The 20,104-nt window shown below is 42.4% G+C and carries 17 protein-coding genes and 8 tRNA genes; 22 read left to right on the top strand and 3 right to left on the bottom strand.

What is annotated here, in order from left to right; translation table 11 throughout:
- The first annotated feature begins 56 nt into the window (after positions 1-56).
- The 22 genes from L0P31_RS06985 (at position 57) to pepC (ending at position 17,140) form a co-directional block, all read left to right on the top strand.
- Positions 57-129: transfer RNA gene (locus tag L0P31_RS06985), tRNA-Asp, on the top strand.
- A gap of 24 nt (positions 130-153) precedes the next feature.
- Positions 154-226, top strand: a tRNA-Lys gene (locus tag L0P31_RS06980).
- A gap of 5 nt (positions 227-231) precedes the next feature.
- Positions 232-313: transfer RNA gene (locus tag L0P31_RS06975), tRNA-Leu, on the top strand.
- Between the two features lie 18 nt (positions 314-331).
- Positions 332-404, top strand: a tRNA-Thr gene (locus L0P31_RS06970).
- Positions 405-426: 22 nt separating this feature from the next.
- Positions 427-498: transfer RNA gene (locus L0P31_RS06965), tRNA-Gly, on the top strand.
- 7 nt (positions 499-505) lie between these two features.
- Positions 506-591 (top strand) — tRNA-Leu (locus tag L0P31_RS06960).
- Between the two features lie 11 nt (positions 592-602).
- A tRNA-Arg gene (locus tag L0P31_RS06955) sits at positions 603-676 on the top strand.
- 15 nt (positions 677-691) lie between these two features.
- A tRNA-Pro gene (locus tag L0P31_RS06950) sits at positions 692-765 on the top strand.
- Between the two features lie 489 nt (positions 766-1,254).
- Positions 1,255-1,461: a hypothetical protein gene (locus L0P31_RS06945; protein WP_025170070.1), complete on the top strand. Its 207-nt coding sequence runs from the start codon at positions 1,255-1,257 to the stop codon at positions 1,459-1,461.
- Positions 1,458-1,652, top strand: coding sequence for a hypothetical protein (locus tag L0P31_RS06940; protein ID WP_238096284.1), 195 nt, complete (start codon positions 1,458-1,460; stop codon positions 1,650-1,652). Before L0P31_RS06945 ends, L0P31_RS06940 begins: the two co-directional genes overlap by 4 nt.
- Entirely contained in the window at positions 1,639-2,523 is an 885-nt protein-coding gene (locus L0P31_RS06935; protein ID WP_049502237.1) for an ABC transporter ATP-binding protein, read from the top strand. The genes L0P31_RS06940 and L0P31_RS06935 overlap by 14 nt, the downstream gene beginning before the upstream one ends.
- 1 nt (position 2,524) lies before the next feature.
- Complete coding sequence (locus L0P31_RS06930) at positions 2,525-3,262, top strand: ABC transporter permease (protein WP_238096282.1); 738 nt, start codon at positions 2,525-2,527, stop codon at positions 3,260-3,262.
- The gene (locus L0P31_RS06925; protein ID WP_238096280.1) at positions 3,262-4,359 is read left to right on the top strand and encodes a sensor histidine kinase; all 1,098 of its coding nucleotides are present in this window, start codon (positions 3,262-3,264) and stop codon (positions 4,357-4,359) included. Before L0P31_RS06930 ends, L0P31_RS06925 begins: the two co-directional genes overlap by 1 nt.
- Complete coding sequence (locus tag L0P31_RS06920) at positions 4,360-4,959, top strand: response regulator transcription factor (protein ID WP_000866712.1); 600 nt, start codon at positions 4,360-4,362, stop codon at positions 4,957-4,959. It abuts the gene before it with no gap.
- Positions 4,960-5,272: 313 nt separating this feature from the next.
- The gene (gene rpsL, locus L0P31_RS06915) at positions 5,273-5,686 is read left to right on the top strand and encodes a 30S ribosomal protein S12 (RefSeq protein ID WP_001142332.1); all 414 of its coding nucleotides are present in this window, start codon (positions 5,273-5,275) and stop codon (positions 5,684-5,686) included.
- Positions 5,687-5,705: 19 nt separating this feature from the next.
- Complete coding sequence (rpsG, locus tag L0P31_RS06910; RefSeq protein WP_000087873.1) at positions 5,706-6,176, top strand: 30S ribosomal protein S7; 471 nt, start codon at positions 5,706-5,708, stop codon at positions 6,174-6,176.
- 278 nt (positions 6,177-6,454) lie between these two features.
- The gene (gene fusA, locus L0P31_RS06905; protein WP_000090348.1) at positions 6,455-8,536 is read left to right on the top strand and encodes an elongation factor G; all 2,082 of its coding nucleotides are present in this window, start codon (positions 6,455-6,457) and stop codon (positions 8,534-8,536) included.
- A 103-nt stretch (positions 8,537-8,639) separates the two neighbouring features.
- Complete coding sequence (locus L0P31_RS06900) at positions 8,640-13,031, top strand: PolC-type DNA polymerase III (protein WP_238096278.1); 4,392 nt, start codon at positions 8,640-8,642, stop codon at positions 13,029-13,031.
- 191 nt (positions 13,032-13,222) lie between these two features.
- Positions 13,223-14,464: an aminopeptidase gene (locus L0P31_RS06895; RefSeq protein ID WP_045605429.1), complete on the top strand. Its 1,242-nt coding sequence runs from the start codon at positions 13,223-13,225 to the stop codon at positions 14,462-14,464.
- A gap of 9 nt (positions 14,465-14,473) precedes the next feature.
- Complete coding sequence (locus tag L0P31_RS06890) at positions 14,474-14,704, top strand: GlsB/YeaQ/YmgE family stress response membrane protein (protein WP_049502242.1); 231 nt, start codon at positions 14,474-14,476, stop codon at positions 14,702-14,704.
- Positions 14,705-14,972: 268 nt separating this feature from the next.
- Entirely contained in the window at positions 14,973-15,695 is a 723-nt protein-coding gene (locus tag L0P31_RS06885; protein WP_049502243.1) for a pseudouridine synthase, read from the top strand.
- Positions 15,696-15,805: 110 nt separating this feature from the next.
- The gene (gene pepC, locus L0P31_RS06880; RefSeq protein ID WP_227325738.1) at positions 15,806-17,140 is read left to right on the top strand and encodes a C1 family peptidase; all 1,335 of its coding nucleotides are present in this window, start codon (positions 15,806-15,808) and stop codon (positions 17,138-17,140) included.
- Positions 17,141-17,195: 55 nt separating this feature from the next.
- Here pepC and L0P31_RS06875 read toward each other — a convergent pair whose 3' ends face one another.
- Genes L0P31_RS06875 through L0P31_RS06865 form a run of 3 tightly spaced genes read right to left on the bottom strand, consistent with a single transcriptional unit; the run spans position 17,196 to position 19,949 of the window.
- A complete protein-coding gene (locus L0P31_RS06875; protein WP_033676082.1) occupies positions 17,196-18,107 on the bottom strand; it encodes a PTS system mannose/fructose/sorbose family transporter subunit IID in 912 nt (303 codons plus the stop codon).
- 23 nt (positions 18,108-18,130) lie between these two features.
- Positions 18,131-18,934 carry a PTS mannose/fructose/sorbose transporter subunit IIC gene (locus tag L0P31_RS06870; RefSeq protein ID WP_000022716.1) on the bottom strand — a complete coding sequence of 268 codons (804 nt, stop codon included), beginning with the start codon at positions 18,932-18,934 and terminating at the stop codon, positions 18,131-18,133.
- Positions 18,935-18,959: 25 nt separating this feature from the next.
- Entirely contained in the window at positions 18,960-19,949 is a 990-nt protein-coding gene (locus tag L0P31_RS06865) for a PTS sugar transporter subunit IIB (RefSeq protein WP_000021970.1), read from the bottom strand.
- Positions 19,950-20,104: the final 155 nt, after the last annotated feature.

Raw genomic sequence — 20,104 nt, 5'->3', positions numbered from 1 at the left:
GAGAGCATCTGCCTTACAAGCAGAGGGTCAGCGGTTCGATCCCGTTAACTCCCATAGGTCCCGTAGTGTAGCGGTTATCACGTCGCCCTGTCACGGCGAAGATCGCGGGTTCGATTCCCGTCGGGACCGTTTAAGATAACGGAAGTTATTTTAGACTCGTTAGCTCAGTTGGTAGAGCAATTGACTTTTAATCAATGGGTCACTGGTTCGAGCCCAGTACGGGTCATATATGCGGGTTTGGCGGAATTGGCAGACGCACCAGATTTAGGATCTGGCGCTTAACGGCGTGGGGGTTCAAGTCCCTTAACCCGCATTAAGATAAAATAAATGAGCCGGCTTAGCTCAGTTGGTAGAGCATCTGATTTGTAATCAGAGGGTCGCGTGTTCAAGTCATGTAGCCGGCATTTTTAGATAGAAGAAAACAGTGCGAACGTAGTTCAGTGGTAGAACACCACCTTGCCAAGGTGGGGGTCGCGGGTTCGAATCCCGTCGTTCGCTTAGAGAGGCCGGGGTGGCGGAACTGGCAGACGCACAGGACTTAAAATCCTGCGATTGGTAACGATCGTACCGGTTCGATTCCGGTCCTCGGCATAAACTAATGAGCACCCTTAGCTCAACTGGATAGAGTACCTGACTACGAATCAGGCGGTTAGAGGTTCGACTCCTCTAGGGTGCATTTTTCTATTTAACTCGGGAAGTAGCTCAGCTTGGTAGAGTACTTGGTTTGGGACCAAGGTGTCGCAGGTTCGAATCCTGTCTTCCCGATTCATTACAGAGATACGTAAGCGTATCTTTTTTGTTTTAACTAGATATTATATACATTAAGAGAGAATCAGTTTGCTTCTCTCTTTTTTAATTTCAGTAATTCATTTTGATTGAGTATACTTTTTTGTTTCCTGATTTGTTCAATGATTACTGTAGTTTAGGTACATAAATTAAAATTTAACAGATTGTATAATTCTTACAAACTTTTAAGAAAGTAATTGAAGAATTTTTTGCTATGCCTATAATATATGTATTTGTACGATAAAAATTTCTACTCTTTTGATTTTAAATAAGTATTAGTTTTCAATATAGTGTGAATTGGGGTTGATATCTCTTTTGAGGAAACTAACTGAGAGTTTTTCTACTTGTGTTTTATTGTATAGTGTATCTTGCTTGTTTTGAACAGAATTTTTATGACATTTGTCATATTTCCTCATGACAGAAGCTTCTAGTGATTCTACCTTCAAAGAATTATACTAGATGTATCAAATGGAGGAAGAAAAAATGAAACATAAAGTAATTGTCGCAATGAGTTTAGTAGCAGCAGGAGTCATGACTTATCTCATGTTTTCAGGATTGGATGAAGGCTTCTATCATTTTCCTTGGGAGTTGTTTGCAGGATTTGGCATGATGTCTTGGCTTATCCGAGAAGGCTTGAAATTGGTCTCAGATGTGAAAAAGGAGTTTGAAAAATGAAAAAAGCGATTCTCTATCTTTTTATTGGACTATCACTAGAGGTATGGTTGGTAGAAATGTTTACAGGTTGGTTTGATCATGCCTTCCTTCACCAATTCATCCCTGGTGCCTGGGGATTAGGATTTATGATTTTTATTGCCTTTCCGATGGGAAAGGAGTGGCTGAAAGGAGAATATCATGAACATGATTAAGGTAGAAAGCTTAAATAAAATCATCAAGGGCAAGGCTATTTTGAAGGATATTTCCTTTGAGGTAGCTGATGGTGAATGTGTTGCCTTGATTGGTCCCAATGGTGCTGGGAAGACGACACTTTTGGCATGTTTGCTTGGAGATAAACTGGTCACCAGTGGGCAAGTATCTATCCAAGATTTGCCGGTAACGAGCTCTAAGTTAGACTATACAAGATCCTACCTCCCTCAAGAGAATGTAATCGTTCAGAAACTAAAGGTAAAAGAGTTGATTGTTTTCTTTCAAAAAATTTATCCAAATCACTTGAGTAACCAGGAAATCGATCAACTATTGCAGTTTGATAAGCAACAAAAAGAGCAATTTGCAGAAAAATTATCAGGTGGGCAAAAGCGTCTTTTCTCTTTTGTCTTGACCTTAATTGGGCGACCAAAGCTTGTTTTTTTAGATGAGCCAACTGCTGCCATGGATACCTCTACTCGTCAACGTTTTTGGGAAATTGTTCGGGACCTAAAAGCGCAAGGAGTCACCATTGTCTATTCTTCTCACTATATCGAAGAGGTGGAGCATACGGCTGATCGAATCTTGGTGCTCCACAAGGGTGAATTGATTCGTGACACGACGCCTCTTGCTATGCGTAGTGAGGAGATTGAAAAGCATTTTATCCTTCCTCTAGCTTACAAGGAAGTCGTTGAGCAGTCAAACTTGGTTGAAAGGTGGGTACAAAAACAAGATGCTCTGCAAGTAGTCACACGAGAGGCAAATGCTTTCTGGGAACTGTTAGTGCAAGCAGGATGTAGGATTCAAGAAATTGAAGTCAATAATCGTAGTTTGTTGGATACAATCTTTGAAGAAACACAAAAGGGAGATGACTAAGATGAAACGATGGATCGCACTAAACAAGATAGAATTTCTATTGACCAAACGACAATTAGTCTATTATTTATTATCAGTAGGTATGCCGACAGCCTTCTATTTATTCTTTTCAGGCATGTACCAGGACACACCCGGTGGACCAGCTAATTTTATGCGTGATTACCTCATCTCCATGACGGCTTTTTCCATGATGTCGACAGCCATGTTTTCATTTCCAGCTGTCTTACATACCGATAAAATCAACAACTGGCAGAAAACATTGCGCCATACTCCGGTAAATATGGTAGAATATTATCTATCAAAGATAACAAGTATGATGGTTGATTATTTGGTCTCAATCCTGGTTGTTTTCTCAGTTGGGCACTTGGTTAGAGGTGTGGATATGCCTTTAGGAAGCTGGATTGGGGCTGCGCTCTTGCTGATTGCGGGAAGTATTGCATTTGTAGCACTTGGCTTGACCTTGACTCTCTTACCAACTAGTCAGCTGATGTCTGTCGTGGGCAATCTTCTCTATCTAAGCTTGGCTGTTTTAGGTGGACTCTGGATGCCCATCTCTTTATTTCCAGACTGGATGCAAGCAATCGGAAAGTGCCTACCAACTTATCAGTTGATGGAGTTGCTCAAGACCTTCTTAAACGAGGGTGGCATCAATTTATCAGCCACAGTTTATCTACTTGTTTTTTCAACAGTTTTGTTTGGTTTGACCATTTACCTTCAAAGTCATAAGGAGAATGCTTAATGCTTGTAAGACTGAAAAGCATAGATTATATGTATTGGGCCAGTTTAATTTTTATGATTTTCCCCATCCTACCTGTAGTGACTGGGGAGCTTCCTAGCTGGCATTTGTTGATTGACATTCTGTTTGTCTTGGCTTACTTAGGTGTTTTAACCACCAAGAGTCAGCGTTTATCCTGGCTCTGTTGGGTGATTATGCTAGCCTATGTAGCTGGGAATACTGCCTTTGTTGGTGTAAATTATATCTGGTTCTTCTTTTTCCTTGCCAATCTCTTAATTTATCATTTCGGCGTACGTAGTTTTAATTCTTTACATGTCCGGACTTTTCTCCTTGCTCAAGTCCTTGTTGTGGGGCAACTTTTGATTTTTCAGGAAGTTGAAGTTGAGTTTCTAGTCTATCTACTTGGAATTCTCACTTTTATCGATTTAATGACTTTTGGCTTGGTTCGGATTCGCATTATCGAGGATTTGAAAGAAGCTCAGACTAAGCAAAATGCCCAGATAAATCTATGGCTTGCTGAAAATGAACGCAGTCGTATCGGTCAGGATTTGCATGATAGTCTGGGACACACCTTTGCTATGCTGAGTGTCAAGACAGATTTAGCTTTGCAGTTGTTTCAGATGGAGGCTTACCCACAGGTGGAAAAGGAATTAAAAGAAATTCACCAGATCAGCAAGGATTCCATGAATGAAGTGCGAACCATTGTGGAAAATCTTAAGTCTAGAACTTTGACATCCGAACTAGAGACTGTGAAAAAGATGTTAGAAATTGCTGGAATTGAGGTGGAAATAGCTAATCAACTAGATACAGCTAGCTTAACTCAGGAATTGGAGTCAACGGCTTCCATGATTTTACTTGAATTAGTGACCAATATCATCAAACATGCTAAAGCGTCTAAAGTCTACTTGAAATTAGAACGGACAGAGAAAGAACTCATTCTAACAGTGAGAGATGATGGCTGTGGCTTTACTTCTATAAAGGGGGATGACCTCCATACAGTTCGAGATCGTGTTCTTCCATTTTCGGGAGAAGTAGAGGTAATTAGTTGGAAACAACCGACAGAAGTTCAGGTTCGACTACCTTATAAGGAGAGAAAGTAGATGAAAGTATTAGTCGCAGAAGATCAAAGTATGTTGCGAGATGCCATGTGCCAGTTGCTCACGCTTCAACCGGATGTAGAGTCTGTCTTTCAAGCAAAGAATGGGCAAGAAGCAATCCAACTATTAAAAAAGGCGTCTGTGGATATCGCCATCCTTGACGTAGAAATGCCTGTTAAGACAGGTCTTGAAGTCTTGGAATGGATACGAGCAGAAAAGCTTGAAACAAGGGTGGTTGTGGTGACGACCTTCAAGCGTCCTGGGTATTTTGAACGTGCGGTCAAGGCTGGAGTAGATGCTTATGTATTAAAAGAAAGAAACATTGCAGACCTCATGCAAACCTTGCACACCGTCCTAGAAGGACGCAAGGAGTATTCGCCTGAATTGATGGAAGTGGTGATGACGCATCCCAATCCATTAACAGAACAAGAAATCGCAGTTTTAAAGGGAATTGCTCAGGGCTTCTCTAACCAAGAAATTGCAGACAAACTTTATCTATCCAACGGAACAGTCCGAAACTATGTCACCAATATTCTTTCGAAACTAGATGCAGGTAATCGAACAGAGGCAGCCAATATCGCTAAAGAATCTGGTTGGTTGTGATACTATCATATCTCGAAAACCATTATGTGCTAAAATTGATGGGATTGAATGGAACAATACTAACTTTAGGAGGGTGGGATTCCTCCTTTTTCTTTTTTAGGGAGCACTACAAAAGAGCTAAAATTAACAATAAAAAAGAAAAATATCTTGACAACCAAGGGAAAATTTTGTTACAATAATACACGGTACTTTTTACTTTTGGTCTCTCAAGAGTGTACAGGGACGTGCTGACAAATGTTGCAAAAGTACACACAGATGATAGCTGTCACCAAGTGTATCATCACCAAAAATAAAAAAACACAGGAGAATGTAGATGCCTACAATTAACCAATTGGTTCGCAAACCGCGTAAATCAAAAGTAGAAAAATCTAAATCACCAGCTTTGAACGTTGGTTACAACAGTCATAAAAAAGTTCAAACAAACGTTTCTTCACCACAAAAACGTGGTGTTGCAACTCGTGTTGGAACAATGACACCTAAAAAACCTAACTCAGCCCTTCGTAAATTCGCTCGTGTACGTTTGAGCAACCTTATCGAAGTTACTGCCTACATCCCAGGTATCGGACACAACTTGCAAGAGCACAGCGTGGTTCTTCTTCGTGGTGGACGTGTAAAAGACCTTCCAGGGGTACGTTACCATATCGTCCGTGGTGCACTTGATACTGCAGGTGTTAACGATCGTAAACAAGGCCGTTCTAAATACGGTACTAAACGTCCAAAAGCATAAGGAAAGGGGATAAAGAGAAATGAGTCGTAAAAATAGAGCTCCAAAACGTGACGTATTGCCAGATCCGCTTTACAATTCACAACTAGTTACTCGTCTTATCAACCGCGTTATGCTTGATGGTAAACGTGGTACAGCTGCTTCAATCGTTTACGGTGCCTTTGAGCAAATCAAAGAAGCTACTGGAAACGATGCACTTGAAGTATTTGAAACAGCTATGGAAAACATCATGCCTGTACTTGAAGTACGTGCACGTCGTGTTGGTGGTTCTAACTACCAAGTCCCAGTTGAAGTTCGTCCAGAACGTCGTACAACACTTGGACTTCGTTGGTTGGTAACAATCGCTCGTCTTCGTGGTGAACACACAATGCAAGACCGTCTTGCAAAAGAAATCTTGGATGCTGCTAACAACACTGGTGCAGCTGTTAAGAAACGTGAAGACACTCACCGTATGGCTGAAGCTAACCGTGCATTCGCACACTTCCGTTGGTAAGATTAAGATACTAAGGGCGTTAAAAAAGCGACTGAAAATTAGGAAGTTTGACGAAGAATCGAAGATTCTAGGAGAGCTTATCTATTTTCCGAGCTTTTAGCCCGGGTTCAAATTAGCTAAATCGATTATTATTAGCTATAACTCAACTTACCATCCTGTAAGTTGAAACCAACAATAGCATGAAAACATTGAGAACGGGTAGGTCCTGCCTATCCGTTTTTATTAAAATCATGTTATAATAGAATAGAAATCAAAAATAAATAGGAGAAACAAACCTCATGGCACGCGAATTTTCACTTGAAAAAACTCGTAATATCGGTATCATGGCTCACGTCGATGCTGGTAAAACAACAACTACTGAGCGTATTCTTTACTACACTGGTAAAATCCACAAAATCGGTGAAACTCACGAAGGTGCGTCACAAATGGACTGGATGGAGCAAGAGCAAGAACGTGGTATCACTATCACATCTGCTGCGACAACAGCTCAATGGAACAACCACCGCGTAAACATTATCGACACACCAGGACACGTGGACTTCACAATCGAAGTACAACGTTCTCTTCGTGTATTGGATGGTGCTGTTACCGTTCTTGACTCACAATCAGGTGTTGAGCCTCAAACTGAAACAGTTTGGCGTCAAGCAACTGAGTATGGAGTTCCACGTATCGTATTTGCCAACAAAATGGACAAAATCGGTGCTGACTTCCTTTACTCTGTAAGCACACTTCACGATCGTCTTCAAGCGAATGCACACCCAATCCAATTGCCAATCGGTTCTGAAGATGACTTCCGTGGTATCATCGACTTGATCAAGATGAAAGCTGAAATCTATACTAACGACCTTGGTACAGATATCCTTGAAGAAGACATCCCAGCTGAATACCTTGACCAAGCTCAAGAATACCGTGAAAAATTGATCGAAGCAGTTGCTGAAACTGACGAAGAATTGATGATGAAATACCTCGAAGGTGAAGAAATCACTAACGAAGAATTGAAAGCTGGTATCCGTAAAGCGACTATCAACGTTGAATTCTTCCCAGTATTGTGTGGCTCTGCCTTCAAGAACAAAGGTGTTCAATTGATGCTTGATGCGGTTATTGACTACCTTCCAAGCCCACTTGACATCCCAGCGATCAAAGGTATCAACCCAGATACAGATGAAGAAGAAACTCGTCCAGCATCTGATGAAGAGCCATTTGCAGCTCTTGCCTTCAAGATCATGACAGACCCATTCGTAGGTCGTTTGACATTCTTCCGTGTTTACTCTGGTGTTCTTCAATCAGGTTCATACGTATTGAACACTTCTAAAGGTAAACGTGAGCGTATCGGACGTATCCTTCAAATGCACGCCAACAGCCGTCAAGAAATTGACACTGTTTACTCAGGTGATATCGCTGCTGCCGTTGGTTTGAAAGATACTACAACTGGTGACTCATTGACAGATGAAAAAGCTAAAATCATCCTTGAGTCAATCAACGTTCCAGAACCAGTTATCCAATTGATGGTTGAGCCAAAATCTAAAGCTGACCAAGACAAGATGGGTATCGCTCTTCAAAAATTGGCTGAAGAAGATCCAACATTCCGCGTTGAAACAAACGTTGAAACTGGTGAAACAGTTATCTCTGGTATGGGTGAGCTTCACCTTGACGTCCTTGTTGACCGTATGCGTCGTGAGTTCAAAGTTGAAGCTAACGTAGGTGCTCCTCAAGTATCTTACCGTGAAACATTCCGCGCTTCTACTCAAGCACGTGGATTCTTCAAACGTCAGTCTGGTGGTAAAGGTCAATTCGGTGATGTATGGATTGAATTTACTCCAAACGAAGAAGGTAAAGGATTCGAATTCGAAAACGCAATCGTCGGTGGTGTGGTTCCTCGTGAATTTATCCCAGCTGTTGAAAAAGGTTTGGTAGAATCTATGGCTAACGGTGTTCTTGCAGGTTACCCAATGGTTGACGTTAAAGCTAAACTTTACGATGGTTCATACCACGATGTCGACTCATCTGAAACTGCCTTCAAGATCGCGGCTTCACTTGCTCTTAAAGAAGCTGCTAAATCAGCACAACCAGCTATCCTTGAACCAATGATGCTTGTAACAATCACTGTTCCAGAAGAAAACCTTGGTGATGTTATGGGTCACGTAACTGCTCGTCGTGGACGTGTAGATGGTATGGAAGCACATGGTAACAGCCAAATCGTTCGTGCTTACGTTCCACTTGCTGAAATGTTCGGTTACGCAACAGTTCTTCGTTCTGCATCTCAAGGACGTGGTACATTCATGATGGTATTTGACCACTACGAAGATGTACCTAAGTCAGTACAAGAAGAAATCATTAAGAAAAACAAAGGTGAAGACTAATCAGTCCTCACTCTAGAAGGAAGTCACTTAGTGGCTTCCTTTTGTCTTTAGAAAACACCTCTAAGTATGGTAAAATAGTAGGAGAATAATGTGAGGAAAATGAATGTCAAATAGTTTTGAAATTTTGATGAATCAATTGGAGATGCCTGCTGAAATGAGACAGGCTCCTGCTTTAGCACAGGCCGATATTGAGCGAGTTGTGGTTCATAAAATTAGTAAGATATGGGAGTTTCATTTCGTATTTTCTAATATTTTACCGATAGAAATCTTTTTAGAATTAAAGAAAGGTTTGAGGGAAGAATTTTCTAAGACAGGCAATAAAGCTATTTTCGAAATCAAGGCTCTGTCTCAAGAATTTTCAAATCAACTCTTGCAGTCCTACTATAGGGAGGCTTTCTCTGAGGGACCATGTGCTAGTCAAGGTTTTAAGTCCCTTTATCAAAATTTGCAAGTTCGTGCTGAGGGCAATCAACTCTTGATTGAAGGCTCCGAGGCGATTGATAAGGAACACTTTAAGAAAAATCACCTTCCTAATTTAGCTAAACAACTTGAAAAATTTGGCTTTCCAACTTTTAATTGTCAAGTAGAGAAAAATGATGTGCTGACCCAAGAACAGGAAGAGGCCTTTCATGCTGAAAATGAGCAGATTGTTCAAGCGGCCAATGAGGAAGCGCTCCGTGCTATGGAACAACTGGAACAGATGGCACCTCCTCCAGCGGAAGAGAAGCCAGCCTTTGATTTTCAAGTCAAAAAAGCTGTAGCTAAACCAAAGCTGGATAAGGCAGAGATTACTCCTATGATCGAAGTGACGACGGAGGAGAATCGTCTGGTCTTTGAAGGGGTTGTGTTTGATATGGAGCAAAAAGTGACCAGAACAGGTCGTGTTTTAATCAATTTTAAAATGACGGACTACACTTCCAGTTTTTCTATGCAAAAGTGGGTTAAGAACGAGGAAGAGGCCCAGAAGTTTGATCTCATCAAGAAAAATTCTTGGCTCCGAGTGCGTGGGAATGTGGAGATGAATAACTTCACACGCGATTTGACTATGAACGTACAGGATGTGCAGGAAGTTGTTCACTATGAGCGGAAGGATTTGATGCCAGAAGGTGAGCGTCGGGTTGAGTTTCATGCTCATACTAATATGTCGACCATGGATGCACTACCCGAGGTAGAAGAGATCGTTGCGACAGCTGCTAAGTGGGGACACAAGGCGGTTGCCATCACGGACCATGGGAATGTCCAGTCCTTCCCACACGGCTATAAGGCGGCTAAGAAAGCGGGAATCCAGCTGATCTATGGTATGGAAGCCAATATCGTGGAGGACCGTGTTCCTATCGTCTATAACGAAGTAGAGATGGACTTGTCAGAAGCGACCTATGTGGTCTTTGACGTGGAAACAACGGGACTTTCAGCTATTTATAATGACTTGATTCAGGTTGCGGCCTCTAAGATGTACAAGGGGAATGTTATTGCCGAATTTGATGAATTTATCAATCCTGGTCATCCCTTGTCAGCTTTTACTACTGAGTTGACTGGAATTACAGATGACCATGTCAAAAATGCCAAACCACTAGAACAAGTTTTGCAAGAATTCCAAGAATTCTGCAAGGATACAGTCTTAGTTGCCCATAATGCTACCTTTGACGTTGGCTTTATGAATGCCAATTATGAGCGTCATGGTTTGCCTAAGATTAGTCAACCAGTGATTGATACGCTTGAGTTTGCTAGAAACCTGTATCCTGAGTATAAACGTCATGGTTTGGGGCCTTTGACTAAGCGTTTTGGTGTGGCCTTAGAGCATCACCACATGGCCAACTACGATGCGGAAGCTACAGGTCGCCTGCTTTTCATCTTTATCAAAGAAGTAGCAGAAAAACATGGTGTGACCGATCTAGCTAGACTTAATATTGATTTGATTAGTCCAGATTCTTATAAAAAAGCTCGGATCAAGCATGCGACCATTTATGTCAAGAATCAAGTAGGGCTAAAAAATATCTTTAAGCTGGTTTCCTTGTCTAATACCAAGTACTTTGAAGGAGTGCCGCGGATTCCGAGAACGGTTCTAGATGCCCATAGGGAGGGGTTGATTTTAGGATCAGCTTGCTCTGAAGGTGAAGTTTTTGACGCGGTTGTTTCCCAAGGTGTAGATGCGGCGGTTGAGGTGGCCAAGTATTATGACTTTATTGAGATCATGCCACCAGCTATCTATGCGCCATTGATCGCCAAGGAGCAGGTCAAGGATATGGAAGAACTACAGACCATTATCAAAAGTTTGATAGAGGTCGGCGACCGTCTTGGCAAGCCCGTTTTGGCTACGGGAAATGTCCACTATATCGAACCAGAAGAAGAGATTTACCGTGAAATTATCGTCCGTAGTTTGGGACAGGGGGCGATGATTAACCGAACTATTGGTCATGGGGAACATGCTCAACCCGCTCCTCTTCCAAAAGCTCATTTTAGAACGACTAATGAAATGTTGGATGAATTTGCATTCTTGGGAGAGGAATTAGCTCGCAAATTGGTTATTGAAAACACCAATGCCTTGGCAGATATCTTTGAACCTGTTGAGGTTGTTAAGGGGGACTTGTACACGCCCTTCATCGACAAGGCTGAAGAAACGGTCGCTGAATTGACCTACAAGAAAGCTTTTGAGATTTATGGAAATCCACTGCCAGATATTGTCGATTTGCGGATTGAAAAAGAATTAACATCTATACTGGGGAATGGATTTGCTGTGATTTATCTAGCTTCCCAGATGTTGGTGCAACGTTCCAATGAACGGGGTTACTTGGTTGGTTCTCGTGGGTCTGTAGGATCTAGTTTCGTTGCGACTATGATTGGGATTACAGAGGTCAATCCTCTCTCTCCTCACTATGTCTGTGGTCAGTGTCAGTACAGCGAATTTATTACCGATGGTTCGTATGGTTCAGGATTTGATATGCCCAATAAGGACTGTCCAAAATGTGGTCACAAACTCAGTAAAAATGGCCAGGATATTCCGTTCGAGACCTTCCTTGGTTTTGATGGAGACAAGGTTCCTGATATTGACTTGAACTTCTCGGGAGAAGACCAGCCTAGCGCCCACTTGGATGTGCGTGATATCTTTGGTGAGGAATATGCCTTCCGTGCAGGAACGGTTGGTACGGTGGCTGCCAAGACCGCTTATGGATTTGTCAAGGGCTATGAGCGAGATTATGGCAAGTTTTATCGCGATGCAGAGGTGGAACGTCTTGCTCAAGGTGCAGCTGGTGTCAAACGAACGACAGGACAACACCCAGGGGGAATCGTTGTTATTCCTAACTACATGGATGTCTACGACTTTACGCCTGTCCAGTATCCAGCAGATGATGTGACGGCTGAATGGCAGACGACTCACTTTAACTTCCACGATATCGATGAGAACGTCCTCAAACTCGATGTACTGGGACATGATGATCCGACTATGATTCGAAAACTTCAGGACTTGTCTGGTATTGACCCTAATGAAATCCCTATGGATGACGAAGGCGTGATGGCTCTCTTTTCTGGGACGGATGTACTAGGTGTAACTCCTGAACAAATCGGAACTCCGACAGGTATGCTGGGGATTCCAGAATTTGGAACCAACTTTGTACGTGGGATGGTAGATGAGACGCATCCGACGACTTTTGCGGAATTGCTTCAGCTGTCTGGACTGTCCCACGGTACTGACGTTTGGCTGGGCAATGCTCAAGATCTGATTAAGCAAGGAATAGCAGATCTATCGACTGTTATCGGTTGTCGGGACGACATCATGGTTTACCTCATGCATGCTGGTCTCGAACCTAAGATGGCCTTTACCATCATGGAACGGGTACGTAAGGGATTGTGGCTCAAGATTTCCGAAGAGGAACGCAATGGCTACATTGAAGCCATGAAGGCTAATAAGGTGCCAGAGTGGTATATCGAGTCCTGTGGGAAAATTAAGTATATGTTCCCTAAGGCCCATGCGGCAGCCTACGTTATGATGGCCTTGCGTGTAGCTTACTTCAAGGTTCATCATCCCATTTATTATTACTGTGCTTACTTCTCAATCCGTGCTAAGGCTTTTGATATCAAGACCATGGGTGCGGGTTTGGATGCCATCAAACGCAGAATGGAAGAAATCTCTGAAAAACGGAAGAACAATGAGGCCTCTAATGTGGAGATTGACCTCTATACAACTCTTGAGATTGTCAATGAAATGTGGGAACGTGGTTTCAAGTTTGGGAAGTTAGACCTCTACCGTAGTGATTCGACTGAATTCATCATTGACGGAGATACACTGATTCCACCATTTGTAGCAATGGATGGTCTGGGAGAGAACGTTGCTAAGCAGTTGGTGCGAGCGCGTGAAGAGGGAGAATTCCTCTCTAAAACAGAACTACGCAAGCGTGGTGGACTCTCATCAACCTTGGTTGAAAAGATGGATGAAATGGGGATTCTGGGCAATATGCCAGAGGATAACCAGCTCAGTTTGTTTGATGAGTTGTTTTAAGGTCTTGGAGGAAAAAAGATGAAACTAAGAATTTTCGCAGAAGACAAGCCGGCTGAGAAGGTATTGAATATCAATTAGAACTTGCTGATCAGACAATTCTTCTATCAACAGCACTCTTGTCAGGTGCTATTGCTTTAGCAGGATTATTCTCTGCCTTGAAAGAAAAATAAAAATAGAAAAGAGAAAACAACATGGTTTTACCAAATTTTAAAGAAAATCTAGAAAAATATGCGAAATTATTGGTTGCGAATGGAATTAATGTGCAACCTGGTCACACTTTGGCTCTCTCTATCGATGTGGAGCAACGTGAGTTGGCTCACTTAATCGTCAAAGAAGCTTATGCTTTGGGTGCACATGAGGTGATCGTTCAGTGGACAGATGATGTCATCAACCGTGAGAAATTCCTCCATGCGCCGATGGAGCGTCTGGACAATGTGCCAGAATACAAGATTGCTGAGATGAACTATCTTTTAGAGAACAAAGCTAGCCGTCTTGGGGTTCGTTCATCTGATCCAGGTGCCTTGAACGGAGTGGATGCTGACAAGCTATCAGCTTCTGCCAAAGCTATGGGACTTGCCATGAAGCCAATGCGTATCGCAACTCAATCCAACAAGGTTAGCTGGACTGTAGCAGCCGCTGCTGGACTTGAGTGGGCTAAGAAAGTCTTTCCAAATGCTGCGAGCGATGAAGAAGCAGTCGATCTCCTTTGGGACCAAATCTTCAAAACTTGCCGAGTCTACGAAGCAGATCCTGTTAAGGCTTGGGAAGAGCATGCAGCTATCCTTAAGAGTAAAGCTGATATGCTTAATAAAGAGCAATTTTCAGCCCTTCACTACACAGCGCCAGGAACAGATTTGACACTTGGCTTGCCTAAGAACCACGTTTGGGAATCAGCTGGTGCTATCAATGCGCAGGGAGAAGGATTCTTGCCAAATATGCCGACAGAAGAGGTCTTCACAGCGCCAGACTTCCGTCGTGCAGATGGTTATGTCACTTCTACAAAACCGCTTAGCTATAATGGAAATATCATCGAAGGAATTAAAGTAACCTTCAAGGATGGACAAATTGTGGATATCACTGCAGAAAAAAGCGATCAAGTCATGAAAGACCTTGTCTTTGAAAATGCGGGTGCGCGTGCCTTGGGTGAATGTGCCTTGGTACCAGATCCAAGCCCAATTTCTCAGTCAGGCATTACCTTCTTTAACACCCTTTTCGATGAGAATGCGTCAAATCACTTGGCTATCGGTGCAGCCTATGCAACTAGCGTTGTTGGTGGAGCGGAGATGAGCGAAGAGGAGCTTGAAGCTGCGGGGCTTAACCGTTCAGATGTTCACGTAGACTTTATGATTGGTTCTAACCAAATGGATATAGATGGTATCCGTGAAGATGGGACACGTGTACCACTCTTCCGTAACGGAGATTGGGCAAATTAAGGAGATAATATGTTAGGAAGTATGTTCGTTGGTCTCCTAGTGGGATTTTTAGCAGGTACTCTGACCAATCGTGGAGAACACATGGGATGTTTTGGAAAAATGTTTCTCGGATGGATTGGTGCCTTTATAGGCCATTTGCTTTTTGGGACTTGGGGACCGATAATAGCAGGAACTACCATTATTCCGGCAGTACTAGGTTCCATGATTGTCTTAGCGATTTTCTGGAGAAGAGGAAGTTAATTTCTTAAATCTGATACTCAATGAAAATCAAAGAGCAAACTAGGAAACTAGCCGCAGGTTGCTCAAAGCACTGCTTTGAGGTTGCAGATAGAACTGACGAAGTCAGCTCAAAACACTGTTTTGAGGTTGTAGATAGAACTGACGAAGTCAGTAACATCTATACGGCAAGGCGACGTTGACGCGGTTTGAAGAGATTTTTGAAGAGTATGAAACGAAAAGGAGGTTGGTCATTGTACCAGCCTCCTTTTGAGTGTGATATAATAGTTCTATGAGATTAGATAAATTTTTAGTTGCCTGCGCTGTAGGGAGCCGGACAGAGGTCAAAAACATGCTCAAGACTGGGCGCGTGACGGTAAATGGTAAAAAAGAAAAATCAGCTAAATTGCATATTGATGAAGAAAGAGATGAGATTCGATTTGATGGGCAAGTACTGGAGTATGAAGAGTTTGTCTACTACATGATGAACAAGCCCAAAGGGGCTATTTCAGCGACTGAGGATCCCAAACACAGAACCGTTCTGGACTTGCTGGATGATATTGCTCGGAGCAAGGAAGTTTTCCCAGTAGGACGCTTGGATATTGACACGCATGGTCTTTTGCTCTTGACTAATGACGGCCAGCTTGCCCATGCTCTTCTTTCACCCAAGCGTCATGTGGATAAGACCTATCTGGCACAGGTTAAGGGAATTATGACCCAAGAAGACGTAGAGATATTTGCTAAGGGAATTCCTCTCAAAGACTTTACCTGTCAGCCCGCTAGACTGGAGCTTGTGTTGGTAGATTCAGAAAAGAATCAGAGCCAAATCCGTGTGACTATTGCAGAAGGGAAGTTCCATCAGGTCAAGCGTATGGTGGCATACTGTGGTAAGGAAGTAGTAGACCTACAGCGTTTGACTATGGGAACTCTGATGTTAGATGATAACTTACAAAGAGGGGAATGGCGTCGCTTGACCAAGGAAGAGTTAGAAGCTCTCCTTGCGAATATTGCCTAATTTGATTTATATTCGAAAAGGTGAGGAAGAATATCCTTGCCTTTTATGTTTTTCAGTTGCTTACTTTGTGAAAAGCGTTATAATAGACTGTAGAATAAAAGGAGGAATCTATGAACGCGATTCAAGAATCATTTACTGATAAATTATTTGCCAACTATGAAGCAAATGTAAAATACCAAGCGATTGAAAATGCTGCTAGCCATAATGGAATTTTTGCAGCCCTAGAACGTCGCCAAAGCCATGTAGACAACACACCTGTTTTCTCATTGGATTTGACCAAGGACAAGGTAACAAACCAGAAAGCGTCTGGTCGTTGCTGGATGTTTGCAGCCCTTAACACCTTCCGTCACAAACTCATCTCTCAATATAAATTGGAAAACTTTGAGTTGTCACAGGCTCATACATTCTTCTGGGATAAGTATGAGAAATCAAACTGGTTCTTGGAGCAAGTCATTGCAACCGCAGACCAAGATTTGACGAGCCGTAAGGTTAAATTCCTACTTCAAACACCTCAACAAGATGGTGGTCAATGGGATATGGTCGTTGCCCTTTTTGAGAAATACGGTGTCGTACCTAAGTCAGTTTACCCTGAGTCTGTTTCATCTAGCAGCAGCCGTGAGCTAAATGCAATCCTTAATAAATTGCTTCGTCAAGATGCTCAAATTTTGCGTGACTTGCTTGCTTCTGGCGCAGACCAAGCGACTGTTCAAGCTAAGAAAGAAGATCTTTTACAAGAAATCTTTAACTTTCTTGCTATGTCTTTAGGACTTCCACCACGTAAATTTGACTTTGCTTATCGCGATAAGGATAACAACTACCAAAGTGAAAAGGGCATTACACCACAAGAGTTTTACAAGAAATATGTCAATCTTCCTCTAGAAGATTATGTTTCTGTTATCAATGCTCCAACTGCTGACAAGCCTTACGGCCAATCTTACACAGTTGAGATGTTGGGAAATGTAGTTGGTAGCCGTGCAGTTCGCTACATCAACGTACCGATGGAGCGCTTGAAAGAATTGGCGATTGCTCAAATGCAAGCAGGTGAGACTGTTTGGTTTGGTTCAGATGTCGGCCAGCTCAGCAACCGTAAAGCTGGAATTCTTGCGACAGATGTTTATGACTTTGAATCAAGCATGGACATTAAACTCACTCAAGACAAGGCTGGACGTTTGGACTACAGCGAAAGTTTGATGACCCACGCCATGGTCTTGACAGGTGTTGATTTGGATGAAAATGGGAAGTCAACCAAGTGGAAGGTTGAAAACTCATGGGGAGACAAGGTTGGTACCGATGGTTACTTTGTTGCCTCAGACGCTTGGATGGACGAATACACTTACCAAATCGTTGTCCGTAAAGAATTGCTAACAGCAGAAGAACAAGCTGCCTATGAAGCAGAACCAATTGTACTCGCACCATGGGATCCAATGGGTGCCTTGGCCGAATAAAAGTATAGAAAAAAGGAATCAGATTTTAGAACCTGATTCCTTTTAAGTTGCTTGATTACATGATGTGAAGAACATGTGCCACAATACCCACTGCGAAGAGTGCAAGGATAATAGTGATTGGAGATACTTTTTTCTTAAGCAAGTACATGCAAAGGAAAGTAAGGAGTAGTCCTGATAGTCCAGGGATCAACATATCCAAGTTTTGTTGGAAAGTAGTAACTTTTTCAGGTGTTTGAGACAATCCTTGTCCTACTTGTGCGAATGCTTCTTGGATACCTTTAGATCCTTCTGGCAATTTATCCCAATGGATATAAGCCTTTTCATCTAGTTGAACTTTGGCAACATCGAAAGCAAATTTAATATTTACCCAACGTTGAACAAGGACAGCAAGAATGAACATACCAAGGATAGAAGCTCCTTTAGTGATGTCTTGAAGGATACCGCCAGACATATCTTTAGTGATTTCTGATCCAGCCTTGTATCCAATCTCTTGTGTATACCACAAGAATGACATACGAATCAAGTTCCAAAGAACGAAGAAGAGGATTGGACCTAAGATATTACCAGTAAGTGCAAGTGAAGCACCGAGTGATCCAAGGATTGGGCGTACTGTAAACCAGAATACTGGGTCACCGATACCAGCAAGAGGTCCCATCATACCGATTTTAACCCCTTGGATAGCAGCGTCATCAATTTCAACACCGTTAGCACGTTCTTCTTCAAGTGCAAGAGTAACCCCCATGATTGGAGCAGCTACGTATGGGTGAGTGTTGAAGAACTCAAGATGGCGTTCAAGAGCAGCAATTTGATCTTCTTTTTTAGTGTAGAGTTTTTTAAGAGCTGGAATTAATGAGTAAGCCCAACCCAAGTTTTGCATACGTTCATAGTTCCAAGAACCTTGTAAGAAAGTTGAACGCCACCAAACTTTTTTACGATCTGATTTAGTTAATTGAAGTTTTTCAGTCATGATGTTTTCAGTCCTTTCTTATCTTAGTAGTCTTCTAGGATATCGCCGATTGGGTCGTTAGAAGTTGCGGCTCCTCCGCCACCATTTCCACCAGTTTTAGAAAGGTGAAGGTAGATAAGAGCGATAGCAACACCGATAGCACCAAATCCGATTAGAGTAATATCTGACACGGCAGCAAGCACGAAACCAATAGCGAAGAATGGCCATACTTCACGAGTTGCCATCATGTTGATAACCATAGCGTAACCAACGGCAACGACCATACCACCACCGATAGCCATACCATCTTTAAGCCAATCAGGCATAGCATTTAGAATGCTTTGTACTGTTTCAGTTGGTACCATTAGAAGGAGTGCTGCAGGGACTGCAATACGAAGACCTTGAAGAAGAAGTGCGACAAAGTGAGCACGTTCAACTGCTTTGAAGTCACCTTTTTTAGCAGAAGCATCAGCAGTGTGAACCAATCCGACAGAGAGTGTACGGACAATCATAGTCAAGAATAGACCAGCAACTGCAAGAGGGATAGCAACCGCTTGGGCAACACCGATACCTGTCTTAGTAAAGTCGCCACCAAGAACCATGATAATGGCAGCAGCAACAGAAGCAAGAGCAGCGTCAGGAGCTACGGCAGCTCCGATGTTAGCCCAACCAAGGGCGATCATTTGAAGAGAACCACCAAGGATGATCCCTGCTTCAAGGTTACCAGTAACAAGGCCGATAAGGGTACAAGCTACGATTGGTTGATGGAATTGGAACTGGTCGAGGATACCTTCAAGACCTGCTAGGAAGGCTACAACGACTACTAAAACCATAGAAATAATAGACATCTTTAAAATCCTTTCATAAAATCGATTATTGCACGTTTGCTTTGTTGATCAAGTCAAACAAATCTTTTTTGGTGTCGTTTGGTACTTTACGTACATCAAATTCAACACCAAGGTCACGCATTTTTTCAAATGTAGCAACGTCTTCTTTGTCCATAGACAAAACGTTGTTAACCATTGTTTTACCAGTTGAGTGAGCCATTGATCCAACATTAAGAGTTTTGATTGGCACGCCACCTTCGATAGCACGAAGGGCATCTTGAGGTGTTTCAAACAAGATAAGGGCATGTGTTTCTCCGAAGCGAGGATCTTTTGCAACGTCGATTAGTTTTTGGATAGGAACAACGTTTGCTTTCACTTTACCTGGAGCTGCTTGTTTAATCAATTCTTTACGTAATTCGTCTTTAGCTACGTTATCTGAAGCAACGATGATACGATCTGCTTTTGAATCTGGAGTCCAAGCAGTTGCAACTTGACCGTGAAGTAAACGAGTGTCTAGACGGGCAAGGTTGATTTTGAGTTTACCGTCTCCGATGACAGTTCCTTCTGGAATAGCAGCTTGGGCAACTGGAGCAGCTGCAGCGCTTGCTACTTCCTCAACTGGGTTTAGCTCTTCTGGAAGAGCTTTGATGCCATCTTTGGCTTCTTTGATAATATTCGCAGCGACTTTTTCTACACCTGCAGCAGCGTCCATGAGGCGCTCTGTGTAGGCTTGGATTAACATCGGTAAGTTAAGTCCTGTGATGATGGCAAACTTACGCTCAGGATTTTCTCCCATCACGCGGCTAGCTTGGTTAAATGGAGATCCACTCCAAAGGTCAGCCAAAACTAGAACCTCATCTTCTGCGTCAAATGCAGCAACAGCGTTATTAAACTTAGCGTATAGATCATCAGGACCTTCATTTGGCATAAAGGTTACAACTTGAACCTTTTCTTGTTCACCAAAGATCATAGATCCTGACTGATGAATACCCGCAGCAAATTCGCCGTGGCTCGCAATAATGATTCCGATACTCATTATTGTCATTCCTCCTTTTTGTTGTTTCAGTTTTCTTTTAAGAAAACTTTAAGACTTTTTAAGTATAAACCGTTTTCATCTAAAAATCAACTATTTATCATAAAATAATTAAAAAGATTACATCTGAAAATATTGATATATTGAGTTTTAGAGAA

Source organism: Streptococcus mitis (assembly GCF_022137125.1).
GTDB lineage: Bacteria > Bacillota > Bacilli > Lactobacillales > Streptococcaceae > Streptococcus > Streptococcus mitis_CE.
This window is presented reverse-complemented; position numbering and strand designations above follow the sequence as displayed.

Coding starts and splice junctions, on each gene's coding strand:
- L0P31_RS06945 (WP_025170070.1), top strand. CDS start 1,255: ATGGAGGAAGAAAAAATGAAACATAAAGTAATTGTCGCAATGAGTTTA.
- L0P31_RS06940 (WP_238096284.1), top strand. CDS start 1,458: ATGAAAAAAGCGATTCTCTATCTTTTTATTGGACTATCACTAGAGGTA.
- L0P31_RS06935 (WP_049502237.1), top strand. CDS start 1,639: ATGAACATGATTAAGGTAGAAAGCTTAAATAAAATCATCAAGGGCAAG.
- L0P31_RS06930 (WP_238096282.1), top strand. CDS start 2,525: ATGAAACGATGGATCGCACTAAACAAGATAGAATTTCTATTGACCAAA.
- L0P31_RS06925 (WP_238096280.1), top strand. CDS start 3,262: ATGCTTGTAAGACTGAAAAGCATAGATTATATGTATTGGGCCAGTTTA.
- L0P31_RS06920 (WP_000866712.1), top strand. CDS start 4,360: ATGAAAGTATTAGTCGCAGAAGATCAAAGTATGTTGCGAGATGCCATG.
- rpsL (WP_001142332.1), top strand. CDS start 5,273: ATGCCTACAATTAACCAATTGGTTCGCAAACCGCGTAAATCAAAAGTA.
- rpsG (WP_000087873.1), top strand. CDS start 5,706: ATGAGTCGTAAAAATAGAGCTCCAAAACGTGACGTATTGCCAGATCCG.
- fusA (WP_000090348.1), top strand. CDS start 6,455: ATGGCACGCGAATTTTCACTTGAAAAAACTCGTAATATCGGTATCATG.
- L0P31_RS06900 (WP_238096278.1), top strand. CDS start 8,640: ATGTCAAATAGTTTTGAAATTTTGATGAATCAATTGGAGATGCCTGCT.
- L0P31_RS06895 (WP_045605429.1), top strand. CDS start 13,223: ATGGTTTTACCAAATTTTAAAGAAAATCTAGAAAAATATGCGAAATTA.
- L0P31_RS06890 (WP_049502242.1), top strand. CDS start 14,474: ATGTTAGGAAGTATGTTCGTTGGTCTCCTAGTGGGATTTTTAGCAGGT.
- L0P31_RS06885 (WP_049502243.1), top strand. CDS start 14,973: ATGAGATTAGATAAATTTTTAGTTGCCTGCGCTGTAGGGAGCCGGACA.
- pepC (WP_227325738.1), top strand. CDS start 15,806: ATGAACGCGATTCAAGAATCATTTACTGATAAATTATTTGCCAACTAT.
- L0P31_RS06875 (WP_033676082.1), bottom strand. CDS start 18,107: ATGACTGAAAAACTTCAATTAACTAAATCAGATCGTAAAAAAGTTTGG.
- L0P31_RS06870 (WP_000022716.1), bottom strand. CDS start 18,934: ATGTCTATTATTTCTATGGTTTTAGTAGTCGTTGTAGCCTTCCTAGCA.
- L0P31_RS06865 (WP_000021970.1), bottom strand. CDS start 19,949: ATGAGTATCGGAATCATTATTGCGAGCCACGGCGAATTTGCTGCGGGT.